The sequence below is a fragment of the Streptomyces sp. NPDC051684 genome, from assembly GCF_044453445.1.
In the GTDB taxonomy this organism is placed as follows: Bacteria; Actinomycetota; Actinomycetes; order Streptomycetales; family Streptomycetaceae; genus Streptomyces.
Genome location: NZ_JBITCS010000010.1, coordinates 83,261 through 106,204, shown reverse-complemented (window position 1 = coordinate 106,204; position 22,944 = coordinate 83,261). Strand labels below are relative to the sequence as shown.

Genomic DNA, 22,944 nt, shown 5'->3' with positions numbered 1-22,944 from the left:
GTCAGACGCGTGGCGGGGCGAGATACCGGCCCGCAGGCTCCGGTTCATCGGGCCACCGCTTGGCCAGCGGCCGGGCTGCCGCCCGCGTCAGCCGCCAGGCGACGGTCGAGGCAACGGCGGCACCAACGAGTTCGAGGAGCAGATGAGCCGATCCCGTGGGGACCATGGCCGCCAGCGGGATCGTGATCGTGAGGTCCAGGCCCCATGTCAGGGCGCACAGCAACGAGAGCACGACGGCGGCGGGAACGCCTCCCGTCCCCCAGCGCCTCAGGTCGACATCACGGTCGAAGGACCGGACACCCACCGCGCCCACGGCGACAAGCAGCCAGAAACAGACGACGACGGCCACGGCCGCGGTGAAGACGACCGTCGGGAGCCCGGTGGCCGCCGCGTAGAACACCTCCATGCCCCATCCCCCCTCGCAATTCACGGCTCCGGCGCCGGACACCATCAGCCGTGCGGCCGGCTGCCGATGTTCGGCATCGGGGTCGTCCTCAGCGCTCCGCCGGGCCCCATCTTGCCGTCGTGAGCGCGACGGCACACTGCCGGTTTCCAGCAACGTTCACGACGTCCTTCATGCCGGGCGAGTTAAGGAAGCGTCATCAAGTCACGGCAGGAGTGGGGGCCTTACGCCGGGAATCCACCGGGACGGCACTGCGGACAGCGGACTCGATTGGGTAACGGCTCCCCGTCCGTTCCCGTGAGGCGAGGCAATCTTTGCATAGTCTAAAGCTCGGGGGGAGGGTCGCTCGGCGAAGGCGGCTCGCACGCCGAAGCAACACCGCCGGGAGCACCATGGCCACCATCGTCGAGGGACAGGACCGACAGCTGGTTCTGTCCTGGCTGCCCGTCGCGGCAATGGCGGTTGTGGCCGGGGTGGACCTCACAGCCGGTCCTGAAGTGGGGTTTCTTCCGCTGGTGTCGCTCGGGCCCGCCTTCGCCGGGCTGATCGGCACATGGCGGCGCACCATGCTGACCGGCGTGGTCGCGCTGGTGCTCTGTGCGAGCCTGGGGCTGTACGACGGGCTGTTCGAAACCCGACGGGGGTACACGGCGATGTTGTCGGTGGCCGGCGTCACCGCGACCGGGGTCGCAGCCGCCGTCATGCGACGGCGGCGCGAAGCGGAGTTGGCCAGCGTCAGATCGATCGCGGAGGTCGCACAGCGAGTGCTGCTGCGGCCGGTCCCCCGCAGCGCGGGACCACTCAGAGTCGCGGTGTCGTACACCTCCGCCCTGGCCGAGGCCCGCATCGGCGGCGACCTGTACGAGGTGGTCGCCTCGCCGCACGGAATCCGGGTCATCGTCGGTGACGTGCAGGGCAAGGGACTTGCCGCCGTCGAAACCGCGGCTGTCGTCCTGGGTACCTTTCGGGAGGCCGCGCACGAGGAGCCGGACCTGTCGGCCATCGGCGCCCGACTCGAGCGCAGCATGGCGCGCGAGGCCAATGGAGAGAAGTTCGTCACCGCGATCCTGGCCGAGGTACGGCCGCAGGCGGAGCAGGTCGTGTTCCTCAATCACGGCCATCCGCCACCGCTTCTCCTTCGCGAGGACGGCACGGTCGACCTGCCGGAACCGCCCGCGTTCGCGCTTCCGCTCGGCCTGGGGATGCACGGCGGCGACTCCCCGGCCCCGTACCCGGTCGAATTCCGGCCCGGCCAGCAACTCCTGCTGTACACGGACGGGGTGACCGAGGCCCGTGACGCCACCGGGGTCTTCTATCCACTCCCCGAGCAGGCGCCGGCTCTGCTCGTCCACAAGGACGCCCAGAATGCCTTGGAGGACCTGCGCGAGGACGTGGTCCGCCATGCGGCGGGTCCCCTGCATGACGACGCCGCGATGCTCCTGCTGCGCTATCACCAGCCCTGGGACGCAAAGGACGGGCAATGAGTCGAAGGCGGCATGCGAAGCGCGGCACCCCCGCTTGGGGTCATGGACGGTGTCTTCGCGCGGCGCAACCAAACCCGTGACGCTCGCCGAACTGTTGCACGTGGCGCCCTCGACCGCGACACGCCATGGTGACCCCCGAGACGCCTTCATCACGCCGCCTTCACACCAGCTCCCTTCATTTTGCATAATGCAAGGGTGCTTGTCGGCCGACTTTGCAGGAGGGACTCATGCGAGGCGAACGGGTACGCCGTCGGCGCCCCACGCCCGCGCGGGGCCTCGTCGACCATCTCCGGACCACACTGTGGGGTCCCGCCGAGTTCGTCGGCCTGCCGGGCCGGCGACTGGTGGTGCGCGGACTCGCTGTCGGCGTCCTGGGCACCGCGGCCGTGGCCGGCGTGGGATTCGCCGGCATGTGGTGGGGCCCGACCGCACTGGGCAGCGGCGAGGTCGGGCTCTTCGTCCTCGGCGTGGTGCTCGTCCACCTGGCCACGGTTCGCGCCGGACGCGCGCTGATCGGCGTCGTCGCCGCACTTGGCGTATGCCTCGCGCTCACGACACCGCAGATCGCCGCCGGCGTGGCGCTGAAGACACGGGGACGAGTGGAGTCCTTGCATGTCACGGCAGTCGAGTGGACCGATGAGGCGGCTCACTCCGCGGCGCGTCGCCTCTGTTCGGTCTCGGGCGGCACGGCGACCGAACCGCTCACCACACAGGTATGGCGGGGATGCACCGCGGCGAAACAGCCGGGCGATCAACTCGCGGTGGTCTACGACCCTGAACAGCGGGCACCGACACGCGGTCTCGCCGCACCCGGCGAACTGCGCACGGCCGGACTCCGACTGGCCGCGCTCGCCTCCCTGTTCGCCGCCGTGACAGCGGTGACGACCGTGCGCTCCTTCCGGCTCACCGTGTGAGGGTGCCGCCGCTCGGGCATCGACCCGTGCGGCGGCTGCGGCATCGCTCGACCGCCATCGACCGCACCACTCGACGCGCGATCCCTCCAGCCCGCGTCCCTTCCTTCTCCGGCCGCCCGGCCAGTCGGTGCGCAGGCCGCCTGCCGTGCCGAATACGCCGGCATGGACGGGTACGGCGTAGAAGGGGGCCTTCGCCGGCGGTGCCAGGCACGGGTTGGGGGTGTTCGCGGGGTCGCCGAGGTGGCGGTCCTGTTCACTGGCGCCCCGCCCGTACTCGGTGTCCACTCCGCGAACCGCGTCCGCGTCGAAGCGGTCGAGCGGCCTTGGAGGGCGTCCCGCTCATTCATGCTGATCAGCGGGAAGTACGTGGGCGGGCGCAGGGCTTCGGCGAGTCCGGGGTGCGGGCCGCGCCCGGTGGCCGCGCCGTCCCATTCCGGGTGGTAGTCGGGACGAGCGAGCGGCGGGGAACCGGCAGGGCTCCCCGGTCCACTCGCAGCCGACCGCACCGCCGATCACCCAGGAAGAAACAATCGCTCCGACCGTGCGGAAGCCATCGACGACATCACCAGTGACGCCGCCCCGATCGCCCCGCCGTCCTCGCCCAGTGTCGTGCCGCACACCTGGACACCGTGGACGTTGCTGACCGTCAGCAAGGACGCGGCGATAGGAGGGACCACCTTGAGGTAAATGGCCGACAGGGCAGACCAGTTGGGCCCGCCGAGCACGACCGTGGCGAGATCCAGGACGTTCGCGAGCTGGCCCGCCGCGCGGCCGATGGCTTGCGCCGACCGCTCCACGATGGCTGCGCAATTCGCGTCACCGGCGTCGGCGAGCGCGCAGAGGCGGGTGAGTGCGGTCTCTACGCCGAGATGGTCCTGGAGATCGACGGGGCCGAGTGCGCCGACGTCGACGGCGGCCGCGACCAGGTGGGCCGGCGCGCAGGTGAGCGCGATGCAGCCGCGGCCGCCGCAGGGACATGGCGGGCCGTCGGGGTCGCCGCTCAGGTGGCCGATCTCGCCGAGGTTGTTGGAGGAGCCGCGTTTGACCTCGCCGTCCAGAACGACGCCCGCGCCGATGCCGGTGCCCAGGTAGACGAAGGCGAAATCGGTGAACGCGCCGCCGCCCGCCCAGAGTTCACCCGTGGCCGCGGCGATGGTGTCCTTCTCCAGTACGACGGGCAGGCCGGTGCGGTGCTCCAGTTCCTCGCGCAGGCGCACCACGCCCCAGCCCCGCAGATTGGGCGGCCCGACCACAGCATCGGCCAGGACCGGCCCGGGGGTTGAGACACCGAGGCCCGAAAGGCGCTGGCGTGGGACCCGGTTGCGGCGCGCGAGGTCATCGACGGCGGCGACGATCGCGTCCAGTGCATCCTCGGGGCCGTCCGTGGTCGGGGTGGCGATGGAGGCCCGGTCCACCACCTCTCCGGCAAGGTTCAGCAGGACCGCCGTCATCCGGGCCGGGTCGATGTGCAGACCGACGGAGTACCGGCCGCCGGGCACCACCCTGAACATCGTCCTGCGCGCCCCGGTCTCGGCCTCCGTGCGCCCCGCGGGCTCGATGAGTCCGGCGTCGACGAGCCGCGCACAGATGTTGGAGACGGTCTGTCCCGACAGGCCGGTGCGCCGCGTGAGTTCGACGCGGCTGATGCACGCGCCGCGCCGTACCAGGTCCAGTACGAGCAGCTGGTTGTAGTCGCCGACGCGCGGAAGGTTGGAGCCACGTCGTTCCATCCTGATCTGCACCTCCACGGGGGCCGAACATCCTTGATCCGCAACGGTGCACGGGGTGCGCCAGATCCTAGATGAGAAACCAGCAGGTCGGGGCGGGAAGCACCAACTGGGGCTCGTGCAAATCAAATTGATTGTGTTAGCTTCCAGCATCCGCCGCGCAGTGATGATCTTCAAGGGAGAGGCATCATGAAACTGCCGAAACCGACGCTGGCCGCCCTGGCGCTCTGCCTCGTCGCCCCGCTCACTGCCTGCTCGGGCTCCGGATCGGACTCGGGTTCCGGGCCGGTGAAACTGGTGCTGCGGCAGTTCGACCCGGAGAGCGAGACCAAGGGACTGGCCGCCGCGATCCACACCTGGAACGAGCGCCACCCGCACATCCAGGTCGAGTTGGAGACGCTCAGCCCGAACAACGTGCAGCAGTTCGCACGCGAGGCCAACTCGGGTTCGGGCCCCGACATCGACCAGATCGGCTACAGCGACGTCCAGTTCCTGGCCAGGCCGAGGATCCTGCTGCCGCTGGACTCCTACCTCGACAAGGATCCACCGGCCGGCGCGAGCGGCCTCCTCGCCACGGACGCGACCCGATTCGAGGGCAAGACCTGGGCCATGCCCTGGACCGCCGACACCATGGCCCTGGTCCACAACCCAAAGGCGCTCGCCGACGCCGGTATCACCCACCCGCCCACGACATGGGAGGAGTTGGCCGCCGACGCCAAACGGATCAGTGCGCACGGCTCCGGCGCGACCAAGGGGTTCTGCTTCCCCGGCTCGGGGTCCGTCACGAGCGCCCAGTGGTTCGCCATCAACTACTTCCTCTGGTCGCACGACAGCACGCTCGTGAAGAAGGACGCGGACGGCGACTGGACCACCGGCGTCTCGCGCCGCCAACTGACCCGGGCCATCGACTACTTCGCCGGCCTGTTCCGCTCCGGCGCCACCCCCGCCGGCAACAAGGCGGTGCAGGACTACAGCGACCCCACCATCGTCAACGGCCTCGCCCGCGGCAGCTGCGCAATGAGCTATCTGCCGCCGTCCACGTTCGCACCGCTGCGGCAGCAGGCCAAGAAGTCGGGCACGGAGCTGAGGGCCGCTGTGATGCCCGAGGGGCTGAAGACCGGCGCCACGCACCTCGGCGGGCGCGCGCTCGGGATCAACCGCAACACCGCGCACCCGGGCGCGGCGTGGAAGGTGGTCAAGTACCTGATGAGCGCCACGACGTTCAAGACCTACAACCAGCTCCCGGCGTCGAAGACGACGCTCGAGACCGTGGCCGTACCGGCGTCGCAGAAGGCCTACACCGACCAGCTGCCACACGCCCGCTCGTTCGGACGCTATCTGGGGTCGGGCGCGACGATCACTTCGTTCCAGGAGGTGGTGGACCAGAACTTCTCGGCCGTCTACTCCGGCCAGCGGTCCAGCGAGGACGCGGCCGGCACGATCCTCGACGGCCTCGACCAGGCTCTGGAGGACTGAGCGCCCGATGGCTTCCCGTACGACCGACGCGCCCCGTTCGGCCAACCGCCTCCCCTACGCGCTGACGCTCCCGGCGCTCGTTGTCATCGGCGTCCTCTTCCTCTTCCCCGGCATCTACAACGTGGTGCTGGCCTTCCAGAAACTGACCCCCTACGACCTGCCGAGCGACGCCGAGTGGGTGGGCTTCCACAACTTCGTGAAGCTCTTCCAGGATCCGGAGACCGGCTCCGCCACGTTCAACACGGTCGTCTGGCTGACCGTCGTCACCGTGGTGGCCCGGCTCGCGATCGGCCTGGGACTCGCCCTGCTGCTGCAGAGCCCGGTCCTGGAACGTTGGCGGCTGCGGGGCCTGAGCCGCACCCTCGTCCTGGTCCCCTGGATGGTGCCGCCCGTGGTGGCGGTGGCCTGCTGGAAGTGGATCTTCGACGCGGACACCGGGGTCCTCAACCAGTTCCTGGTCGCCCTGCACATCCTGCCGCACGGCGAGGCGTTCCTCGCGCAGACGAGCACGGCGTGGTGGGCGGTGGCCACCATCATCGTCTGGCGCGAGCTGCCCTTTGTCGTCGTCGTGTTGATGGCGGGCCTGCAGTCCATACCCAAGGAGCGGTACGAGGCCGCCGCCCTCGACTCGGCGGGCCGTTTCCAGTCCTTCCGGTACATCACGCTGCCCGGCCTGCGCCCCGTCATGGTGGTCGTCGTCCTGATGACCGTGATCCAGACGTTCAACAACTTCGTCTACGTGTGGCTCTCCACCGCCGGAGGCCCCGGTACGTACACCCAGGTCCTCGCCACCCGCCTGTACTCGGCGGCGTTCGTCTCCAATCACCTCGGGGAGGGTGCCGCGATCGGCATCGTCATGACCGTGGTGATGGCCCTGTTCGCCCTCGTGTACCTGCGGATGACCGGAGAACGAGAGGGGCGGTCCGCATGACCACCGACGTCACGACACGGCCGGCGACGACGGCCGGCGCCTCCGGCCGGGCGGCCGTCCGCCCCCGCGCCTCGGGCCGGCGGGCCCGCGACCTGCTGGTGGTCGTGCCGACCCTCGCGATCCTGCTGGTGATCGTCTTTCCGGTGCTGTGGATGGTGTTCACCTCACTGCGGCCCTCGACGGCGCTCGCCGCGAAGGTGCCGGTCGGCGAGTACCTGCACGGCCTCGGCTTCGGCGCCTACCAGCGGTTGTTCGCCGACTCCGACTTCGGCCGCTACCTCGCGAACAGCCTCCTGGTCTCCGTCGCGAGCACCGCCTGCACCGTCGTGCTCGCCTGCCTCGCCGCGTACGGGCTGTCCCGCTACCGCTTCCGGCTGCGCGGCTCGATCCTGATGGTCGTCCTCGCGACGCAACTCCTGCCCTTCGTCGTGCTGATCACGCCGATGTACATCGCGCTCGGCGAGCTCGGCCTGCTGGACTCGTACGTGGGTCTGACCCTCGTCTACGTCGCGATGACGCTGCCGCTCGCGATCTATCTGACGCTGAGCTACTTCAACACCATCCCGCTCGCCCTGGACGAGGCGGCACGCATCGACGGCTGCTCGACGGTCGGCGTCATCTTCCGGGTCATCGTGCCGGTCGCGCTGCCCGGCATTTCCACCGTGGTCATCACTACGTTCATCGCGACATGGGAGGAGTACTTCTTCTCCAGCGTTCTGATGACGAGCAACGACCACAAGACCGTCCAGGTGGGGCTCTCCTCGTTCTTCGGGGAGTACGCCAGCGACTGGGGAATGATCATGGCCGCCGCGACGGTGGCCACGGTCCCGACCATCGTGCTTTTTTCCCTCGCACAGAAACGACTCGTCGCCGGAATGGCTGCTGGGAGCGTCAAGGAATGACATCACCGATCGACCGCCCGAACGTCGTCGTCATCTACGCCGATGACCTCGGCTGGGGAGACCTCGGCTGCTTCGGCGCCGACGACTTCGACACCCCCGCCCTCGACGGTCTCGCCGCCTCCGGCGTGCGCCTGCCGCAGTGGTACGTGAACTCCCCGGTCTGCTCTCCGTCCCGGGCCTCCCTGCTCACCGGTCGCCACCCGGCGCATGCCGGGGTCGAGGCGATCCTCGGCGGCACCCGGCGCACCGTCGGCCTGCCCGACCAGCCCACCCTCGCGAGCGAGCTGCGAGAGCGCGGCTACGCGACCGGGATATTCGGCAAGTGGCACCTCGGCGTCGACCCGGAGTACGGCCCGCTCAAGCGGGGGTTCGACGAGCACTTCGGATTCCTCGCCGGCTGCGTCGACTACTACTCCCACATCTACTACTGGGGCGATCACAACCCCCTGCACGACCTGTGGGAGGGCGAGGACGAGGTCTGGTACAACGGCGAGTACCTCACCACGGTGATCGGTCACCGCGCCGCCGACTTCATCGAGCGCAACGCGGAGAACCCGTTCCTCTGCTACGTCCCGTTCAACGCGCCGCACTATCCGATGCACGCCCCCGCGGAGTACGTGGCCCAGTTCGCGCACCTGCCCGCCGGGCGGCAGATGATGGCCGCCATGGTGAAGGCCATGGACGACGCGATCGCCGGAATCCTCGCCACCCTGGACCGCCTGGGGCTGCGCGAGAACACACTCGTTCTGTTCTCCTCCGACAACGGCCCCTCCATTGAGGAGCGCAACTGGCTCGACGGCGAGGAGATCTCCTACGACGGCGGTTCGGCCGGTGGTCTGCGCGGCCACAAGGGCTCGCTGTTCGAGGGCGGCGTCCGCGTACCCACGATCATCTCCTGGCCGGCCGGTCTCCCGTCGGGCGGCGACGGCGCCGTCGTCGGCTGCATGTCCGACGTTCTGCCCACCGTCCTCGAAGCCGTCGACGGCACACGGCCCAGCGACGAGAACCTCGACGGCCGCTCGGTGCTCGCCGAACTGGCGGCGGGCGAGGCCGGACCCGACCGCTGGCACTTCTGGAAGTACGAGGGCCAGCTCTCCGGCCGCCTCGGCCGTTGGAAGGCCGTCCTGAACGGCTGCGAAAGCATGGAGGAGGCCGTCGCCGTGACCGAAGGCCTCTACGACCTCGACGCCGACCCCGCCGAGGAGCACAACCTGGCGCCCTCCCACCCCGAACGCTTCGAGGAGATGCGCGCGCAGGTCGAGCAGTGGGGCAAGCGCTGCGCCGACTGGAACCGCGCGGCCGCCGCCACGGTGTAGCCCCCTCCCGCACGCAGCCAACAGCCTTTTCCTTATGGAGAGTTGATGCACGACAGCACCGCACAGATCGAGTCGCGCGTCGAGCGTTTCGTCCGTGAGCGCATCGCCCCGGCCCTGGAACGCCGGCACCTCGCTCTCGACGTGACGGCATGGGACGTGCCCGACGAGCCCGTCCCCTTCGCCGAGGCCGTCAAGCAGGAGTACGCGCCGATCACGCCCGGTACGCCCTGGAGCAGGCCGTGGGGCACCACCTGGTTCCACGTCACCGGCGACATCCCCGCCGGCTGGGGCGGACCGGACATTGCCCTGGAGCTCGTCGTCGACCTCGGCTTCTCGGACCGCCAGCCGGGCTTCCAGGCCGAGGGACTCGTCTACCGCCCGGACGGCACCATCGCCAAGGGCCTCGAACCGCTCAACAACGCGATCCCTCTCGGCCCGGGACCCGTTGACCTGTACGTCGAGGGCGCCTCCAACCCCGACGTCGGCGGCCACTACTTCTATCTGCCGACTCCGCTGGGCGACAAGAAGACCGCCGGCACCGACCCGATCTACACGCTGCGCCGGGTCGATCTCGTCGAACGGGACCTCACCGTCGACGCCCTGTTGCGCGACGTGTGGACGCTGGTGGGCCTGATGGGTGAGCTGGAGGCGTCGCTGCCGCGCCGCGCGGAGATCCTGCGCGCTCTGGAGCGGATGTGCGACGTCGTGGATCCCGACCGTGTGGCCGAGACCGCGGCCGCCGGACGCGAGGCGCTCGCCGGGGTGCTGGCCGCACCCGCGAGCGCGAGCGCCCACCGGGTCGTCGCCGTCGGCCACGCGCACATCGACTCGGCCTGGTTGTGGCCGACCCGCGAGACCATCCGCAAGTGCGCCCGCACCTTCTCCAACGTGCTCGCCCTCATGGACGAGAATCCGGACTTCGTGTTCGCCTGCTCCAGTGCCCAGCAGTACGCGTGGGTCAAGGAGCACTATCCCGAGTTGTTCGAGCGGATCCGCGCACGGGTCGCCGAGGGCCGCTTCGTCCCCGTGGGCGGCATGTGGGTCGAGTCGGACACCAACCTGCCCGGCGGCGAGGCCCTGGCCCGCCAGTTCGTCCAGGGCAAGGGCTTCTTCCTGCGCGAGTTCGGCTTCGAACCCCAGGACGTGTGGCTGCCGGACTCGTTCGGCTACACCGCCGCGCTGCCGCAGATCGCGCGCGCGGCCGGAGCCGACTCGTTCCTGACGCAGAAGATCTCCTGGAACGACACCAACCGGATGCCCCACCACACGTTCTGGTGGGAGGGCATCGACGGCACCCGCGTCTTCACGCACTTCCCGCCCGCCGACACCTACAACTCGGAGCTCTCCGGCGCCGAACTGGCCCGTGCCGAGCGCCAGTACGCCGAGAAGGGGCTCTCCAACGTCTCGCTCGTCCCCTTCGGCTTCGGCGACGGAGGCGGCGGTCCCACCCGCGAGATGATGGAGGCAGCCGCCCGCACCCGCTCCCTGGAGGGCTCGCCGCGCGTCGAGGTCGGCACGCCCCGCCGCTTCTTCGAACTCGCCAAGAAGTCCCATCCCGCACCCGCCACCTGGTCCGGCGAGATGTACCTGGAACTGCACCGCGGCACGTACACCTCACAGGCGAGGACGAAGCAGGGAAACCGCCGCAGCGAGCACCTGCTGCGCGAGGCCGAACTGTGGAGCGCCACCGCCGCGTGGCGCGGCCTCGCCGACTACCCCTACGAGTCGCTCGACGAGATCTGGCGGACCGTCCTGCTCCTGCAGTTCCACGACATCCTGCCCGGCTCCTCCATCGCCTGGGTGTACCAGGAGGCGGAGCGCGACTACGCGGCCCTGGCACGGACGCTGGACGGTGTCATCGACCAGGCGCAGCAGACGCTCGCCGGCCCCGGCGACACCCCCGTCGTCTTCAACGGCGCGCCGGTCGCCGCCGCCGGAGCCCCAGCGCTCGGCGCCGCCCCCGGCACCGCCCCGGCCTGGACTGCGCCCAGCGCCTGGGAGGATGGCTGGATCCTCGACAACGGCATCGTCCGGGCCGCCTTCGACGCGGCGGGCCTGCTCGTCTCCCTCGTCGATCACCTCTCCGGACGCGAACTGATCGCCGAGGGGGAGGCCGCGGCGCTGCTCCAGGTCTGCCGCGACACCCCCAACCAGTGGGACGCCTGGGACGTCGATGTCCACTACCGCCACAACATCACCGACCTGCGCGAGGCCGACGCCGTCGAGCCGACCCCCGAAGGCCTCGTCGTACGGCGCTCCTTCCACAACTCGACGTTCACCCAGACCTTCCAACTAGGTACGTGCGCCGGCGAGTTGGAGTTGGAGACCCGTGTCGACTGGAAGGAACAGGAAAAGCTCCTCAAGCTTGCCTTCCCGTTCGCCGTGCACGCCGACCGGGCCTCGTCGGAGGTGCAGTTCGGACACGTGCAACGCCCCACGCACACCAACACCTCCTGGGACGCGGCCCGCTTCGAGACCGCCGCCCACCGCTGGGTGCACGTCGGCGAACCCGACTTCGGCGTCGCAGTCGCCAACGACTCGACGTACGGGCACGACATCACCCGCCGCTGGGCCGCCGACGGCTCGACCGTCACCCTCGTACGACAGTCGCTGCTGCGCGCACCCCGCTTCCCCGACCCGCAGGCCGACCAGGGAACCCATGTGCTGCGCGCCGCGGTACGGCCGGCCCCCACCGTCCTCGAGGCCCTCGACACCGGCTACCGGATGAACCTCCCGGTGCGCACGGTGACCGGCGCGGGCGCGGTGGCACCCCTGGTATCGGTGCCCTCTCCCGCAGTCGTCGTCGAGGCCGTCAAGCTGGCCGAGGACCGCTCCGGCGACCTCGTCGTGCGGCTCTACGAAGCGCGGGGCGGACGGGCGACCACCCGTGTCGACGTGTCGGAGGCCGTCGCACGCGCCTGGACGACGGACCTCCTGGAGCGTGACGCCGCGAGCCTCGGCAACGGTGCGGTTCAGGTACGTACCTGGGAGCGGGGCGACCCGATCGAGCTCACGCTCCGCCCCTTCGAGATCGTGACCCTGCGACTGCGCAAGGCGTAACCGCCCCGGCGTCAGGGGCCCACGCCCCTGACGCCGCACTGAGGGCGCCCCCTCCCTCACGCCTCGCATCCGCGGCCTGTCAGACCCCCGCCGGGCGACCCCCTCCTCGCGTCAGCGCGTAGCCCCCGATGCCCGCCAGCGCCGCGAGCACCGCTCCCGTCGCCGTCCACAGCCAGCGGCTCGTCCACCAGGCCGAGGACCAGCCGTCCGCCGGCGCGGCCTGGTCGGCGGAGGCGGTCGTGCCGGGGACCAGCGGGGTGGACAGGCTGCCGTCGACCGCCGCCGCGCCGCCGATGTCCTTCGAGTGGGCCTCCATCGACACCGTCACCGGCTGCCCCAGGTCGGCGTCGGCGAGCGAGGTCGTCGTGAGCCGGACGTAGTAGGTGCCGGGCAGTGGGTCGTTGCTCCAGGCGTCCGCCGAGGCGCGCACCGTACGCAGCGTGCAGGCGAGTTCCACACGGTTCGCCCCGGCCTTGACGGCACGTGCCTGCATGCCGTACTGACAGGACTGACGGCGCCTCAGCCCGTCGTAGACGTCGATGCGCCAGGTCTGCGCGCCGTGCCGGGCCTGCGGCTCGGGCAGCTCGACGGTCGCCTTCACCGTCGGGCGCTGACCGGCGTCGGCCGGGAACGACCAGTACAGGTAGTCCCCCGTCGACGCGCTCGCCGTCGCCTTCTGGCCCTGCTGCGTCTGCGCCGCCGTACGGAACGACGTGCCCGCCTCCGTCGGCGCCTTCTGGCCGGTGCCGTCACCCTCGTCCGCTGCGACAGGTCCGGCCAGCGCCAGCAGCGCGGTGGCGGCGCCTATTACACCGCACGCCACCAGTCTCGTACGCCCCAACAGCGTGCTGAATCGCATCAGTTCGTCCTCCAAACAGCGACACGCCAGCGCGAGAGCCAGCCCCAGATCACACCTGCGAGGAAGCCGACCACGACCAGGGCGGCCAGCAGCCACCAGCCGTTGCCGAGCCCGAACGCGGCCACGTCGGACGCCTGGTCCGGGCCGTCCACCAGGTCGACCGTCAGCTCGACCGGCAAGCCGGGTGCGGTCTTCACCGAGGCGGGCGCGGAGAAGGACTGCGAGACCTGGAGGCAGACCGTCTCCGCCTGTGCCTCGTCCTGCGCCTCATCCGTTTCGTTGTCCTCGTCCTGCTCGGACTTCGGGTAACGCAGGCCCGTCGAGAGGACGTCGGTGCGCCCGTCGCCAGCTTCCTGCCCGCGTACGATCTCCCGGCCGTGCGTGGTGAGTGCGCGCAGCAGCACGCCGTAGTCCTGGTTGACCGCCCGGTCGGCCGCGACGCTCACCGAGGCGCGCAGCTCCTGTCCCGGTTCGACGTCGACGCGGTAGAAGCGGTGCTCACCGAACTTCTCGCGGTCGGTGTAGAGGCCGGCCTTGAGCCGCGGCGCGTCGGCGCACTGCGCGGCGCCGTCGACAGCCACCGGCGTGATCACCGGGTCGGCCGCACGGTCGACCAATTGACCGACCTTGTCCGAGAGTTGATCCCTGTGCCGGACGGCGGTGTACGTGCCGCCGGTCGCGTCCGCGATGCAGGACAGCTGCTCACGCGTCTTCGCGTCGGCGACGAGCCCGAGCGTGTCGATGGTCAGACCGATGCCCTTGGCGGACATCTCGCGGGCCACCTCGCACGGGTCGAGCGGCTGACAGGTGTCCTCGCCGTCGCTGATGAGGACGATGCGCTTGGCGCCGGTGTCGGCGCCGGACGTGAAGTCGTCGGCCGCCTTGAGCAGGGCGGGCCCGATCGGCGTCCAGCCGGTGGGCTGAAGCGTGGCCACGGCCGTCTTGGCCTCGGTGCGGTCCAACGGACCGACCGGGTAGAGCCGTTCGGTGTCCTTGCAGCCCGTCTTCCGGTCCTCTCCGGGGTAGTTGGCCCCGAGCGTCCTGATCCCGAGCTCCACCTCGTCGGGTGTCGCGTCGAGCACCTCGTTGAACGCCTGCTTCGCCGCGGCCATCCGGGAGCCGCCGTCGATGTCGCGGGCGCGCATGGATCCGCTTGCGTCCAGGACGAGTTCGACCTGAGGCGCCGGTTCTTCGTCGGCCCCATCGGCATACGCCTGGGTGGGCGGCAGGCCGCCGACGGCGAGGGCGGCGAGCAGGGCACACAGGCCCGCCGCCAGCCGTTGTCTGATGATCATCGGCGGATCTTATGGATCATCACGGGAGAAGACCAAAACGGCCCTCCTCCCGGGGCCCGGAGCCGGCCACGGCGGTCACCGTCCGGCTCTTCGGACAGATGCGCCCGAGCGCCCGGGTACCTTGCTCGCCCTCCGGCTCAACGTGCGCAGCGTCACGGCAGCTTCCCTGGTTTCTCGTGCAACCCTCGGACGCCTTTACGCGTCTCCTGATTGCCGAACATTGGGTGACGTCTGGATCAGCTTCGGGCAAAAACCAACGAATCGGCACCTTATCGACGCGGGATGTCCGCCGGACGCCCCTGTCCCTTGCAGGAGCTCAACGCATGGCCGAGCACATACGCCCCACCACCCCGACCCCGCCTCCCACGCGCGTCCGCGCCGCCACAGCGAACGCCTCGGCGGCGCCTGTGACCGGCGGCCTCCTCGCCGCGTCGGCGGGCACGGCCGGCGCGGGCGGCGCCGTCACGCACGACAAGGCGGATTTCTGCGGGGAGGGCTACGGCGACGTCGCGTTCTCCGGGTTCGGGGCGAACGCCGCCAACTGCCCTGAAGCCACGGGCAGCTGATCCGACCGGATGACGGGCGACCCCGTCACTCCGAACTGCCGGACAGGCCCCCCGTACTGCGACGTCGACCACCAGTCCCCCCCCCGCAGCGACCACTCATGGGTCGATCAGGGTCGAGCACCGCGGCAGCACCCCGTCTCGCCATCGTCAACACAACCCATAGAAAGGCACGTCCATGAAGCGAACACACCGAACACTCACGTTGATCACCGCGCTGGCCATCACCGCCCTGTCGCCCACAACGGCGCATGCGGCGGTCAAGAAGGCCAAGACTCCACTCAGTTGCGAGTCCCGGACGTTCACCTCGAGACCGGGCCCGAGTTTCAGCGACCCGGAGGACCCCAACTCCCAGATGAACGTCATGGGCCCGATCATCGAATCGATCAACAGCGCCAGTTGCGGGCAGACGATACGCGTCGCCATGTACTCGATAGGCAAGACGAACCCGGGCCCGGACTTCGCGAACGCCCTGATCGCCGCGCACCAGCGCGGCGTCATCGTCAAGACGCTGATGGACTCGCACAGCGACAACGCGGTCTGGCAGTCGTTGGTCACCGAGTTGGGCAACGACCCGCGAGCCTCCAGCTTCGCCGCGCTGTGCCCGGGCGGCTGCCTGACCCACTACGCCGGGTCCGCCCTGCACGCGAAGTACTACATGCTCAGCGGCGGGAGCGACGCGAACAGGACGGTGACCGTCAGCAGCGCCAACCCCACCTCCGCCCAGGCCAAGACCGCGTGGAACAGCGGCGCCACCGTCAAGGGCAACGTCGACCTGTACAACTCCTATCTCCGCTACTTCACGGCCATGGCCAAGGGTGCGCTCAACGGCCCGGGCCCGCTGGTGCCCGACTACTACAACTCCACCAGCGGCACGGACGCCAGGACGACGCTGTCCCCGCCCTCCTACCAGTGGCCCAAGGCGCGCTCCAGAAGCGACACCTGGGTCGACTTCCTGAACAACATCAAGGCACCGGCCACGATCAACGTCGCCATGTTCCAGTGGACCTCTCACGGAGAGCCGGGCGACCGGAACTATCTGGAGCTGCCGAAGAAGCTGGTGAGCCTGGCGAAGACCGGCGTAAAGATACGGATACTCTTCACCGCCGGCCAGGTTGACGGCAGCGTGCAGAACTACCTGAAGGACCGGCCGAACATCGACGTGCACGACACCAGCCGCGGCACCGACGCGAACGGCAACGCTCTGCACTACACGCACGACAAGTACATGATGGTCAGCGGCGGTTACGCGGGGGCGACCAATGCCAGAGTCGTGTTCGTCGGCTCCTCGAACTGGACGAGCAACGGCGTCTGGCACAACGACGAGTCGGATCTGAAGCTGGTCGGCCAGTCCAGCTACGACATGTTCAAGACGGACTGGCAGAACCAGTTCGACCGCTGCTGCGGGACCGTGGCGCGGGAGTTGATCGCCGAGGAGCGCGCCGAGAAGACGGCCCCCGAGATCCCGATCGACCCCGAGCAGATCGAGCAGTAGGCGTTCTCGGCCCCCCCCCAGGTCCTTGTGGTGCTCGAGTCGGTGTTCATGCGGCGGGGCCGAGCGCACCGGCGGTGAGCGCACCGCACGCCTCGGTGAGGATGCCTACGGTGCGCGGGAAGTCCTTCAGCTGGCGCTGCAACGAGTCGACGGCGGGCAGCAGGCTCCGCGGCGGGACGCCCCGGGACCGCAGGATGTCCGCGGTCCACGTGATGAACGTGGTGAACAGGTCGGCGTCGTCGACGTACACGGAGGTGGCCAGATACGTGACGATGTGGTCGATGTCCTCGGCGGTGCGCTCCCGCTGGTACTCCGTGTAGGAGCGCAGGGGAGGGAAGGCCTCCTCGACGTCGGCGAGGGTCTGCTTGACCAGCTGCCGCGCCGTCTGCCGGACCAGCGTGTACTCCTGGTCGTTCAGGTGCGGCAGGTCCAGGTCGGGGAGGCGGGCCGCGTCGGCGGTGGGCCGGCCGAGGCCCTGCTTCAGCAGGGCGTGGGCACCGGGCGCGTCCGGGGCCCAGGCGGCCCGCATGCGATGGGCGTAGCGGCCCTGCGGGCCGAACGCCGCGCCGCCCACCATGACGGGCACGCCCGCGGCCTGACAGGCGCTGATCGCCGCGTGGGCAACGGGCAGGTGCGCGGGAATCGACGAGGACAGCAGGACGGCGTCGGCCGGCCGCCGGTGGAGGTACGAGACGAGGTGCTCGGTGGGGACCTGCGCGCCCAGGTAGTCCACGTGCCAGCCGCGCAGGCGCAGCACCTCGGCGACCAGGCGGGCGGGCAGGGCGTGCCATTCGCCGTCCACGCAGGCCACCGTCACCCGGCCCAGCGGCGGCACCTCCGCGAGCGCGGGGGCCGCCAGGTCGGCGACCGCCGAGACGCAACGTTCGTTGACGGCGGTCGCCGCGTGCTCCTGGGCCACCGTGATGGCGTTGGCCGCCCACTGGATACCGACGCGCTCCTGGACCGGCGCGATCATCCGCAGCAGCGTCCGCTCCGCCGCGGCCACCACCTGCGCGGAAGATCCACCGCCCACGGCGTTGCGGACGACGGCCACGGCATGGATCTCGTCGCAGTCGATCGCCGCCCGCCACAGCTGCTCGCACAGCTCCTCGTGACTGGGCATCGCCGGGCCGTCGGTGACATGTGGTGCGGTCATGAAATGAACCTGCCTCTGGTGTGTCCTTCGACGGCCGCGAGATCGTGGGTGCGCGGCGCGGTGATGGCCAGGACGGCAGTGTCGTCGTGCGGCCCGCCACCGACCCACTGCGTGGCGACCATGTGGAGCCGTTCGGTGACCGCGTCGGCGGGCAGGCCGGCGCACTCGGCCAAGGTGTGGTGCAGGCGCTGTTCGCCGAACATGACATCGCCGAGCGGGCCGCCGCGGGCCTCGGTGATGCCGTCGGAGTACAGCAGACACGTCTCGCCGGGTGCGAGGTCCACGGACATGGTGGTGATCTTGACCCGGTCCGTGGGGAGGACGCCTATCAGCGTGCCCTTGGTGTCCGCCTCCTCCACCCGTCCGTCGGCACGCAGGATCAGAGGGGCGGGGTGCCCGGCACTGGAGACCCGCAGCCGCACGCGGTTTCCCTCACGGCGGACGGATGCCAGGGCGAGCGTCGCGAACCGCGTGTGGTGCGAGGACAGCAGAGCGTTGTTCAGCAGCTTGAGCACCTTGAGGTGGTCGGCGGCGAACGGGAGCAGCGCCTCGAGCGTGTTGCGGATCTTCCCGGTCAGCACGGCCGCCTCCAGTCCCTTGCCGCACACGTCGCCCAGGACAACGAAGCTCTCCGCGTCGTCGCCCTCTGCGGGATAGACGTCGTAGAAGTCGCCACCGATCCGGTCGGCGGCGGACGCCGGCCGGTAGCGGCCCGAGTAGTCGATGCCGCGCACCGTCCCCAGGTCCGGCGGCAGCAGGTCCCGCATCAGGACGTCCGTGATGTGGGCCTGCTCGGCGTAGATCCGCGCCGAGGACAGGGCCACGCCCGCACGGGCGGCGAAGAGCCGCGCGAAGGCCTCCTCGGCCTCGGTGAACGCCGCTTCCCGGCTCTGCCGCAGCAGCACGACGGCGCCGGCCGGCACCCCGTGCCCCGGCAGCGGGACCACCACGATGGAACCGATCTGCGCGCGCCCGCCGATGAACTCCTGTGGGACCGCCCAGTCCGGGACGAGAGCGGGATCGATCCATCGCGAGGGCACCGGCGGGAAGCCCGCCAGCGCCTCCGCGAGCCCCGGCATGCTCTGCGGGTCCAGCCCGATCCGCTCCTGCACCACGGCGCCGCCAGTGGAGCAACGGGTGACGGGATACACGCGGCCGGACCGGACGCCTACGATGACCGCCGCGTCGGCGAGATGCCGCGTGGCCAGGCGGGCGGTCACCTCCATGCACCGGTTCACGTTCAGCGAGGCGAGAAGCTCGCTGGAGATCTCCTGAAGGACCCGCGAGCGGGCCCGTTCGTCCGCCAACGCGTCCCGCACGTGCCGCAGTTCACTGTCGTCGACCAGCCACCACGAGACCGAGCCGTCGGCCGCGCGGCTGGGGAACGCGTCCACGGTCGCCTCTCCGATGCGGCCTCTCGCCACCGCCGCCGCGCCCGCATCGGCGCCTTCGAAGCCTGCGCAGAGTCCGGCGTGCGCCGCGGTCAGCCAGGAGGGCGCCACATCGGCGAGCAGCGCACCGGTCCGCACACCCTCCAGGAGGGCGACGGCTCCGTGGTCACAGGACAGCACGCGGCCCGCCCCGTCCACCGTGACCGACGGGTAGGACGAGTGCGCGGGGTTCGACCAGTACGAGGGGGACGCCGCATCGTCGCCGGCAGGGGGGCCGGCGCTTCGGGAACTCACCGGTTCCGTTGGGGTTTTCATCACGCGGGACCCGCACGGTGCGGGATCCCCACCACCCTTCGCTGGGGAACCAAGGCTGTCATCAACGCTGGACGACTGCTCTGGGCTGCTCCATGATCATCGTGACCGAACATCACGGCCGATCATAGTTGCCATAGGGCAACAGTCGCACGGCCGAAGGGCTCGCGGCAACCACGAACGCCCCCTGTCCGTTCACGGCCCCGCCGCTCGGCGGAAATTGCCGGCCCGCCACGAACACGGGCGAGTACCCACGCCACCGAAAGCAAACCGAACTGCGCGGCCGAGCAGACAACTTCGGCCACGAAGCAGGAGCGAACACGGCGGAGACCGGCGCAATTCCGGACGGATACTTCCCGCGCAACGGGCATACGAGGAAGACGGGTAAACGCGTGTACCGACTGCCTCAGCTCGCGAGAGGTGCCCTTCATCTCATGGACGACCGTGACGGTCGCAGCGACTTCATCGACTCCCCGGATGATCCCCGCCCATCGCTGGCGCCGGAGACGGCGGCAGCCGTCGACACGCTGGTGACCCTGTGGACGCGCACTGCCGGAACCGGCACGCCGCAACTCTCCGCCCTGCAGTTGCACGCCCTGCTCACGGCCCGAACCGCCCCCGGCATCAACCTGGGCACCCTGGCCGAGACGCTCGACACGGTCCCATCCGCGGCCAGCAGGCTGTGCGACCGGCTCGAAGCGGCAGGACTGATCCGCCGCGAGCCCGCGCCGGCCGATCGCCGCTCGATCGGCCTCACACTCACCCGGCGCGGACACGACGCGCTCGACGCCGTGTCCGCCCGCCGCGAGCGCCTGCTCACCGAGGTGCTCGACCGGATGCCGGAACACACACGGCGTCAGTTGCTGGCCGGGCTGCACGGTTTCGCCACGGCGTCCCGCGCCTCGGAAGTCGACCGGCCCGTCCCGAAGCGCCCCTGACGCCGCGAACAAAGCAGCGGTGGGCCCGGCCGTCCCAGGCCGGGCCCACCGCTTCAGCGCGTGCCACCGCCCGTGGCACCGCGCCGTCTCGCACCCTGTCGGGCTCGTCTCACCATCGGTACCAGCGGCCCTTGCGGCCGCCACTCGCCGCGGGCCGGATCACGAATCCGAGCAGCCACACCACGAGCACGATGACAGCGATCCACCACAAGGCCTTCAGCGCGAAACCCGCGCCGAAGAGGATCAGAGCCAGAAGAAGAACCAGCAGCAGGGGAACCATTGTTATTACCTCCTGTCCGCCAAGTGCTCGCTTATCGCGGCTACAAACACACTCGGCGGGCACATTCTCTTCGCGGCCTCGTCGAAAGACTTCGCAGAGCCGCCGAACGAGGCCGCACACGATTCTTCGGCGCCGAGGATGTTTGCCTCGCCGTCGAGCGGCCAAACGGAGGGCAGCACATGATGTCGATGCCAAGGGAGTGTGAGCGGAGATGACCGCCAACGAAAAGGCCAAGGCAAAGACCGAGCAGGTCACCGGCGCCGCCAAGGAGGCGGTCGGACGCGCGGTGGGCAATGAACGACTCACCGCGGAAGGCCGCGCCCAGCAGATGAAGGGCGACGCCCGCCAGGCCAAGGAAAAGACCAAGGACATCGGCAAGCACTGAATTCGGCGTGATCGCGCCCGTGGTGGGCGACCCCTTTCGAGAGCTCGCCCACCACGGGCGCACACACGTTTCGGCGGCCGCCGGCGCCGCGCATTGCAGCGTCAGGAACGGACGTCGCGGCCGAACCAGTCCAGGCACAGCACCAGCGCGTCATCGGCGACTTCAGGGCCGGGCCCGGCATTCAGGTACTGGGACAGCTCCCGCAGGACCGCTCGGGGCACGGCGGCAGCCGGCAGCAGCCGCGCCGCCTGGATGGCCCGCGCCAGCATCCTCTCGCCGAAGGCCTCGCCCTTGTCCGACAGCGCGGCGAACACACCGTCGCTGACGAAGATCAGCCGGTCCCCCGGCTCCACCTGGAAGTCCTCGGTGACGTAGTCGGTCTCCTCGAACATGCCGAGGGGCAGCTGCTCGTCGAAGGAGATGCGCTCCACCGTCCTGCCCCGGTGGCGCCACATCTGCGGGGAGCCGCCGTCGACGACCTCGACGCGGCCGGTGTCCAGGTCGAAGGAGAGCAGCAGCGTCGCGACGTACTGCTCGCCGCGGTACTGGGCGAACAGCGCTTGGTCGGCCAGGGCCGCCTGGTCCGCGATGCCGACGCCCGCCCGCCGCGCGTTGCGCAGGGCGTTGACGGCCAGGCTGCTCAGCAGGGACGCCTGAATACCCTCGCCCATGCCGTTGGTGACGCTGAGGGTGAGCGACTTCTCGGTCTCGGCCCAGTCGAAGTTGTCGCCGTAGATGGCGTACGCGGGCTCCAGTTGCGCCCCGATCGCGTACTCCTTGCGACTGCAGGCCCGTCCCGGCAGCAGGTTCCACTGCACCTCGGCCGCGAGCGTGAGCCGACTGGCCCGGCGGGCCTGGAGGAAGACGTCCGTGTCGCGTTCCGCGACGAGGATCTCGTGGCCCAGGACGTCGGCGATCGCCACGATCTCGTCGACGACGTGCGGCGGGTCCTTCTCCTCCGGCAGCCGCACGGACAGGATTCCGTGCCGGTCGCCGTGCGCGGCCACCGGCACGTACAGCTCGACGGAGTCCGCGTGGCGCACGATCTGCAGGGGCTCGCGGCTCTCGAAGGCCCGCCCCTGCGGGCTGCCGTGGACCGGGAGCTGCTCGCCGCCGCCCGGGCCCGCGGCGACGGACCGCAGCACCTTGGAACTGTAGTCGGCGAGCAGCAGATCGACGCGGAGCGCACCGTAGTGCTCGACCAGTGCGGCCCGCACCGCGGGATAGAGGTCGTACGGTGCGGCGGTGCGCAGCGCGCGTTCCACAGCCAGGAAGTTGGTCACGGCAGCCTTCGTTGATGGTGCGAGCACAGCTCAGCAGTGGTCGATAGATCAAGCCGAACAGATCGTAGCTGCCGGGCAACTATTGTCATGGGGCAACGGTCAAGTCTAGCCCGCCCGTCCAACGGCTCGGCGGGAGTGGCGGCTTGATTCCTCGGCCGCGCGCGATCGGTGGCCAGGGGATGCTCCGAGGAGGCTCAGGCGATCGCGGAAGTGTCGTCGGCGGCGGGCCGCTCCAGGCCCACGTGGACCGTCGCCGCCTGCCGCAGCCGCTCCAGTCCCTCGGACAGCATGCCGAGATGGGACGGTGCCATCGTGCGCAGCACCTCCGCGACCTCGCGGGTGCGCGCCAGGCGCAACTCGTCGAGCACCTTCTCGCCCTGGGCACTCAAGGTGAGTTCGACCTCACGACGGCTCGTCGCGCTGGGGACCCGCTCCAGCAGCCCGGCGGCCTCCAGGCGGTCGCACAGGCGGCTGACGGAGGACGGGCCGGTGCCCAGGACCTCTCCCAACGTACGCTGGTTGACGCTGCCCTGCTCCTCGATGAGCTTCAAGGCGCGCAGCTGAGAGGGTGGGATCGGACCCGACGGCGCCTTCTCCTGCGCCCGTCCCCACAGCACCTCGAGCAGCTCACCCACGTGGTTCGCGGTGTCCGCCACCTGTTCGGGATCACGTGGAGATGGATTCCGGGGCATTCCTGCACCCTCTCTGCCCAGGGAGCGACGTGGCCGGTTGTCGAAGTGCCGCCACGGGCGAACCGCCCGGAACGGCCGAGGC

20 protein-coding genes are annotated in these 22,944 nt (G+C 70.1%); 11 read left to right on the top strand and 9 right to left on the bottom strand.

The window, feature by feature from the left end; genetic code table 11:
• Position 1: 1 nt before the first annotated feature.
• The gene (locus ACIA8D_RS14735; RefSeq protein ID WP_399232030.1) at positions 2–406 is read right to left on the bottom strand and encodes a hypothetical protein; all 405 of its coding nucleotides are present in this window, start codon (positions 404–406) and stop codon (positions 2–4) included.
• A 389-nt stretch (positions 407–795) separates the two neighbouring features.
• Here ACIA8D_RS14735 and ACIA8D_RS14730 point away from each other — a divergent pair, with 389 nt between their 5' ends.
• On the top strand, positions 796–1,887 hold the full coding sequence (locus ACIA8D_RS14730; RefSeq protein ID WP_399232028.1) for a PP2C family protein-serine/threonine phosphatase: 1,092 nt from the start codon (positions 796–798) through the stop codon (positions 1,885–1,887).
• Between the two features lie 227 nt (positions 1,888–2,114).
• On the top strand, positions 2,115–2,801 hold the full coding sequence (locus ACIA8D_RS14725) for a hypothetical protein (RefSeq protein WP_399232027.1): 687 nt from the start codon (positions 2,115–2,117) through the stop codon (positions 2,799–2,801).
• A gap of 512 nt (positions 2,802–3,313) precedes the next feature.
• Here the strand turns inward: ACIA8D_RS14725 and ACIA8D_RS14720 are convergent.
• Complete coding sequence (locus tag ACIA8D_RS14720; RefSeq protein WP_399232025.1) at positions 3,314–4,531, bottom strand: ROK family transcriptional regulator; 1,218 nt, start codon at positions 4,529–4,531, stop codon at positions 3,314–3,316.
• A gap of 186 nt (positions 4,532–4,717) precedes the next feature.
• On the opposite strand from ACIA8D_RS14720, the gene ACIA8D_RS14715 reads away from it, so the two are divergent.
• From ACIA8D_RS14715 to ACIA8D_RS14695, 5 genes are read left to right on the top strand one after another with little or no spacing between them, the layout of a single operon-like run.
• A complete protein-coding gene (locus tag ACIA8D_RS14715) occupies positions 4,718–6,004 on the top strand; it encodes an ABC transporter substrate-binding protein (RefSeq protein ID WP_399232023.1) in 1,287 nt (428 codons plus the stop codon).
• Positions 6,005–6,011: 7 nt separating this feature from the next.
• Positions 6,012–6,935: a carbohydrate ABC transporter permease gene (locus tag ACIA8D_RS14710; RefSeq protein ID WP_399232021.1), complete on the top strand. Its 924-nt coding sequence runs from the start codon at positions 6,012–6,014 to the stop codon at positions 6,933–6,935.
• On the top strand, positions 6,932–7,837 hold the full coding sequence (locus ACIA8D_RS14705; RefSeq protein ID WP_399232019.1) for a carbohydrate ABC transporter permease: 906 nt from the start codon (positions 6,932–6,934) through the stop codon (positions 7,835–7,837). Before ACIA8D_RS14710 ends, ACIA8D_RS14705 begins: the two co-directional genes overlap by 4 nt.
• Complete coding sequence (locus ACIA8D_RS14700; protein ID WP_399232018.1) at positions 7,834–9,153, top strand: sulfatase-like hydrolase/transferase; 1,320 nt, start codon at positions 7,834–7,836, stop codon at positions 9,151–9,153. Before ACIA8D_RS14705 ends, ACIA8D_RS14700 begins: the two co-directional genes overlap by 4 nt.
• A gap of 45 nt (positions 9,154–9,198) precedes the next feature.
• Complete coding sequence (locus ACIA8D_RS14695) at positions 9,199–12,213, top strand: alpha-mannosidase (RefSeq protein WP_399232016.1); 3,015 nt, start codon at positions 9,199–9,201, stop codon at positions 12,211–12,213.
• Between the two features lie 79 nt (positions 12,214–12,292).
• Here the strand turns inward: ACIA8D_RS14695 and ACIA8D_RS14690 are convergent, their stop codons facing one another.
• Complete coding sequence (locus tag ACIA8D_RS14690) at positions 12,293–13,072, bottom strand: hypothetical protein (RefSeq protein ID WP_399232015.1); 780 nt, start codon at positions 13,070–13,072, stop codon at positions 12,293–12,295.
• Entirely contained in the window at positions 13,072–14,367 is a 1,296-nt protein-coding gene (locus ACIA8D_RS14685; RefSeq protein ID WP_399232013.1) for a VWA domain-containing protein, read from the bottom strand. The genes ACIA8D_RS14690 and ACIA8D_RS14685 overlap by 1 nt, the downstream gene beginning before the upstream one ends.
• A 323-nt stretch (positions 14,368–14,690) precedes the next feature.
• On the opposite strand from ACIA8D_RS14685, the gene ACIA8D_RS14680 reads away from it, so the two are divergent.
• The gene (locus tag ACIA8D_RS14680; protein WP_399232012.1) at positions 14,691–14,933 is read left to right on the top strand and encodes a hypothetical protein; all 243 of its coding nucleotides are present in this window, start codon (positions 14,691–14,693) and stop codon (positions 14,931–14,933) included.
• A gap of 175 nt (positions 14,934–15,108) precedes the next feature.
• Entirely contained in the window at positions 15,109–16,425 is a 1,317-nt protein-coding gene (locus ACIA8D_RS14675; RefSeq protein ID WP_399232010.1) for a phosphatidylserine/phosphatidylglycerophosphate/cardiolipin synthase family protein, read from the top strand.
• Positions 16,426–16,471: 46 nt separating this feature from the next.
• Here the strand turns inward: ACIA8D_RS14675 and ACIA8D_RS14670 are convergent, their stop codons facing one another.
• The gene (locus ACIA8D_RS14670) at positions 16,472–17,581 is read right to left on the bottom strand and encodes a B12-binding domain-containing protein (RefSeq protein ID WP_399232008.1); all 1,110 of its coding nucleotides are present in this window, start codon (positions 17,579–17,581) and stop codon (positions 16,472–16,474) included.
• Positions 17,578–19,287 (bottom strand): PP2C family protein-serine/threonine phosphatase, encoded by a 1,710-nt coding sequence (locus ACIA8D_RS14665; RefSeq protein ID WP_399232006.1) that lies wholly within the window; start codon positions 19,285–19,287, stop codon positions 17,578–17,580. Before ACIA8D_RS14665 ends, ACIA8D_RS14670 begins: the two co-directional genes overlap by 4 nt.
• Positions 19,288–19,718: 431 nt before the next feature.
• On the opposite strand from ACIA8D_RS14665, the gene ACIA8D_RS14660 reads away from it, so the two are divergent.
• Complete coding sequence (locus ACIA8D_RS14660; RefSeq protein ID WP_399232004.1) at positions 19,719–20,222, top strand: MarR family winged helix-turn-helix transcriptional regulator; 504 nt, start codon at positions 19,719–19,721, stop codon at positions 20,220–20,222.
• A gap of 109 nt (positions 20,223–20,331) precedes the next feature.
• On the opposite strand, the gene ACIA8D_RS14655 is transcribed toward ACIA8D_RS14660, so the two are convergent.
• Positions 20,332–20,502 (bottom strand): hydrophobic protein, encoded by a 171-nt coding sequence (locus ACIA8D_RS14655; protein ID WP_223775182.1) that lies wholly within the window; start codon positions 20,500–20,502, stop codon positions 20,332–20,334.
• 211 nt (positions 20,503–20,713) lie between these two features.
• Between ACIA8D_RS14655 and ACIA8D_RS14650 the strand changes: the two genes are divergently transcribed.
• On the top strand, positions 20,714–20,887 hold the full coding sequence (locus ACIA8D_RS14650) for a CsbD family protein (protein ID WP_399232002.1): 174 nt from the start codon (positions 20,714–20,716) through the stop codon (positions 20,885–20,887).
• 101 nt (positions 20,888–20,988) lie between these two features.
• Here ACIA8D_RS14650 and ACIA8D_RS14645 read toward each other — a convergent pair whose 3' ends face one another.
• Both ACIA8D_RS14645 and ACIA8D_RS14640 read right to left on the bottom strand, forming a co-directional pair.
• On the bottom strand, positions 20,989–22,170 hold the full coding sequence (locus ACIA8D_RS14645; protein ID WP_399232000.1) for a PP2C family protein-serine/threonine phosphatase: 1,182 nt from the start codon (positions 22,168–22,170) through the stop codon (positions 20,989–20,991).
• 194 nt (positions 22,171–22,364) lie between these two features.
• Positions 22,365–22,862 (bottom strand): MarR family winged helix-turn-helix transcriptional regulator, encoded by a 498-nt coding sequence (locus ACIA8D_RS14640; protein WP_399231999.1) that lies wholly within the window; start codon positions 22,860–22,862, stop codon positions 22,365–22,367.
• Positions 22,863–22,944: the final 82 nt, after the last annotated feature.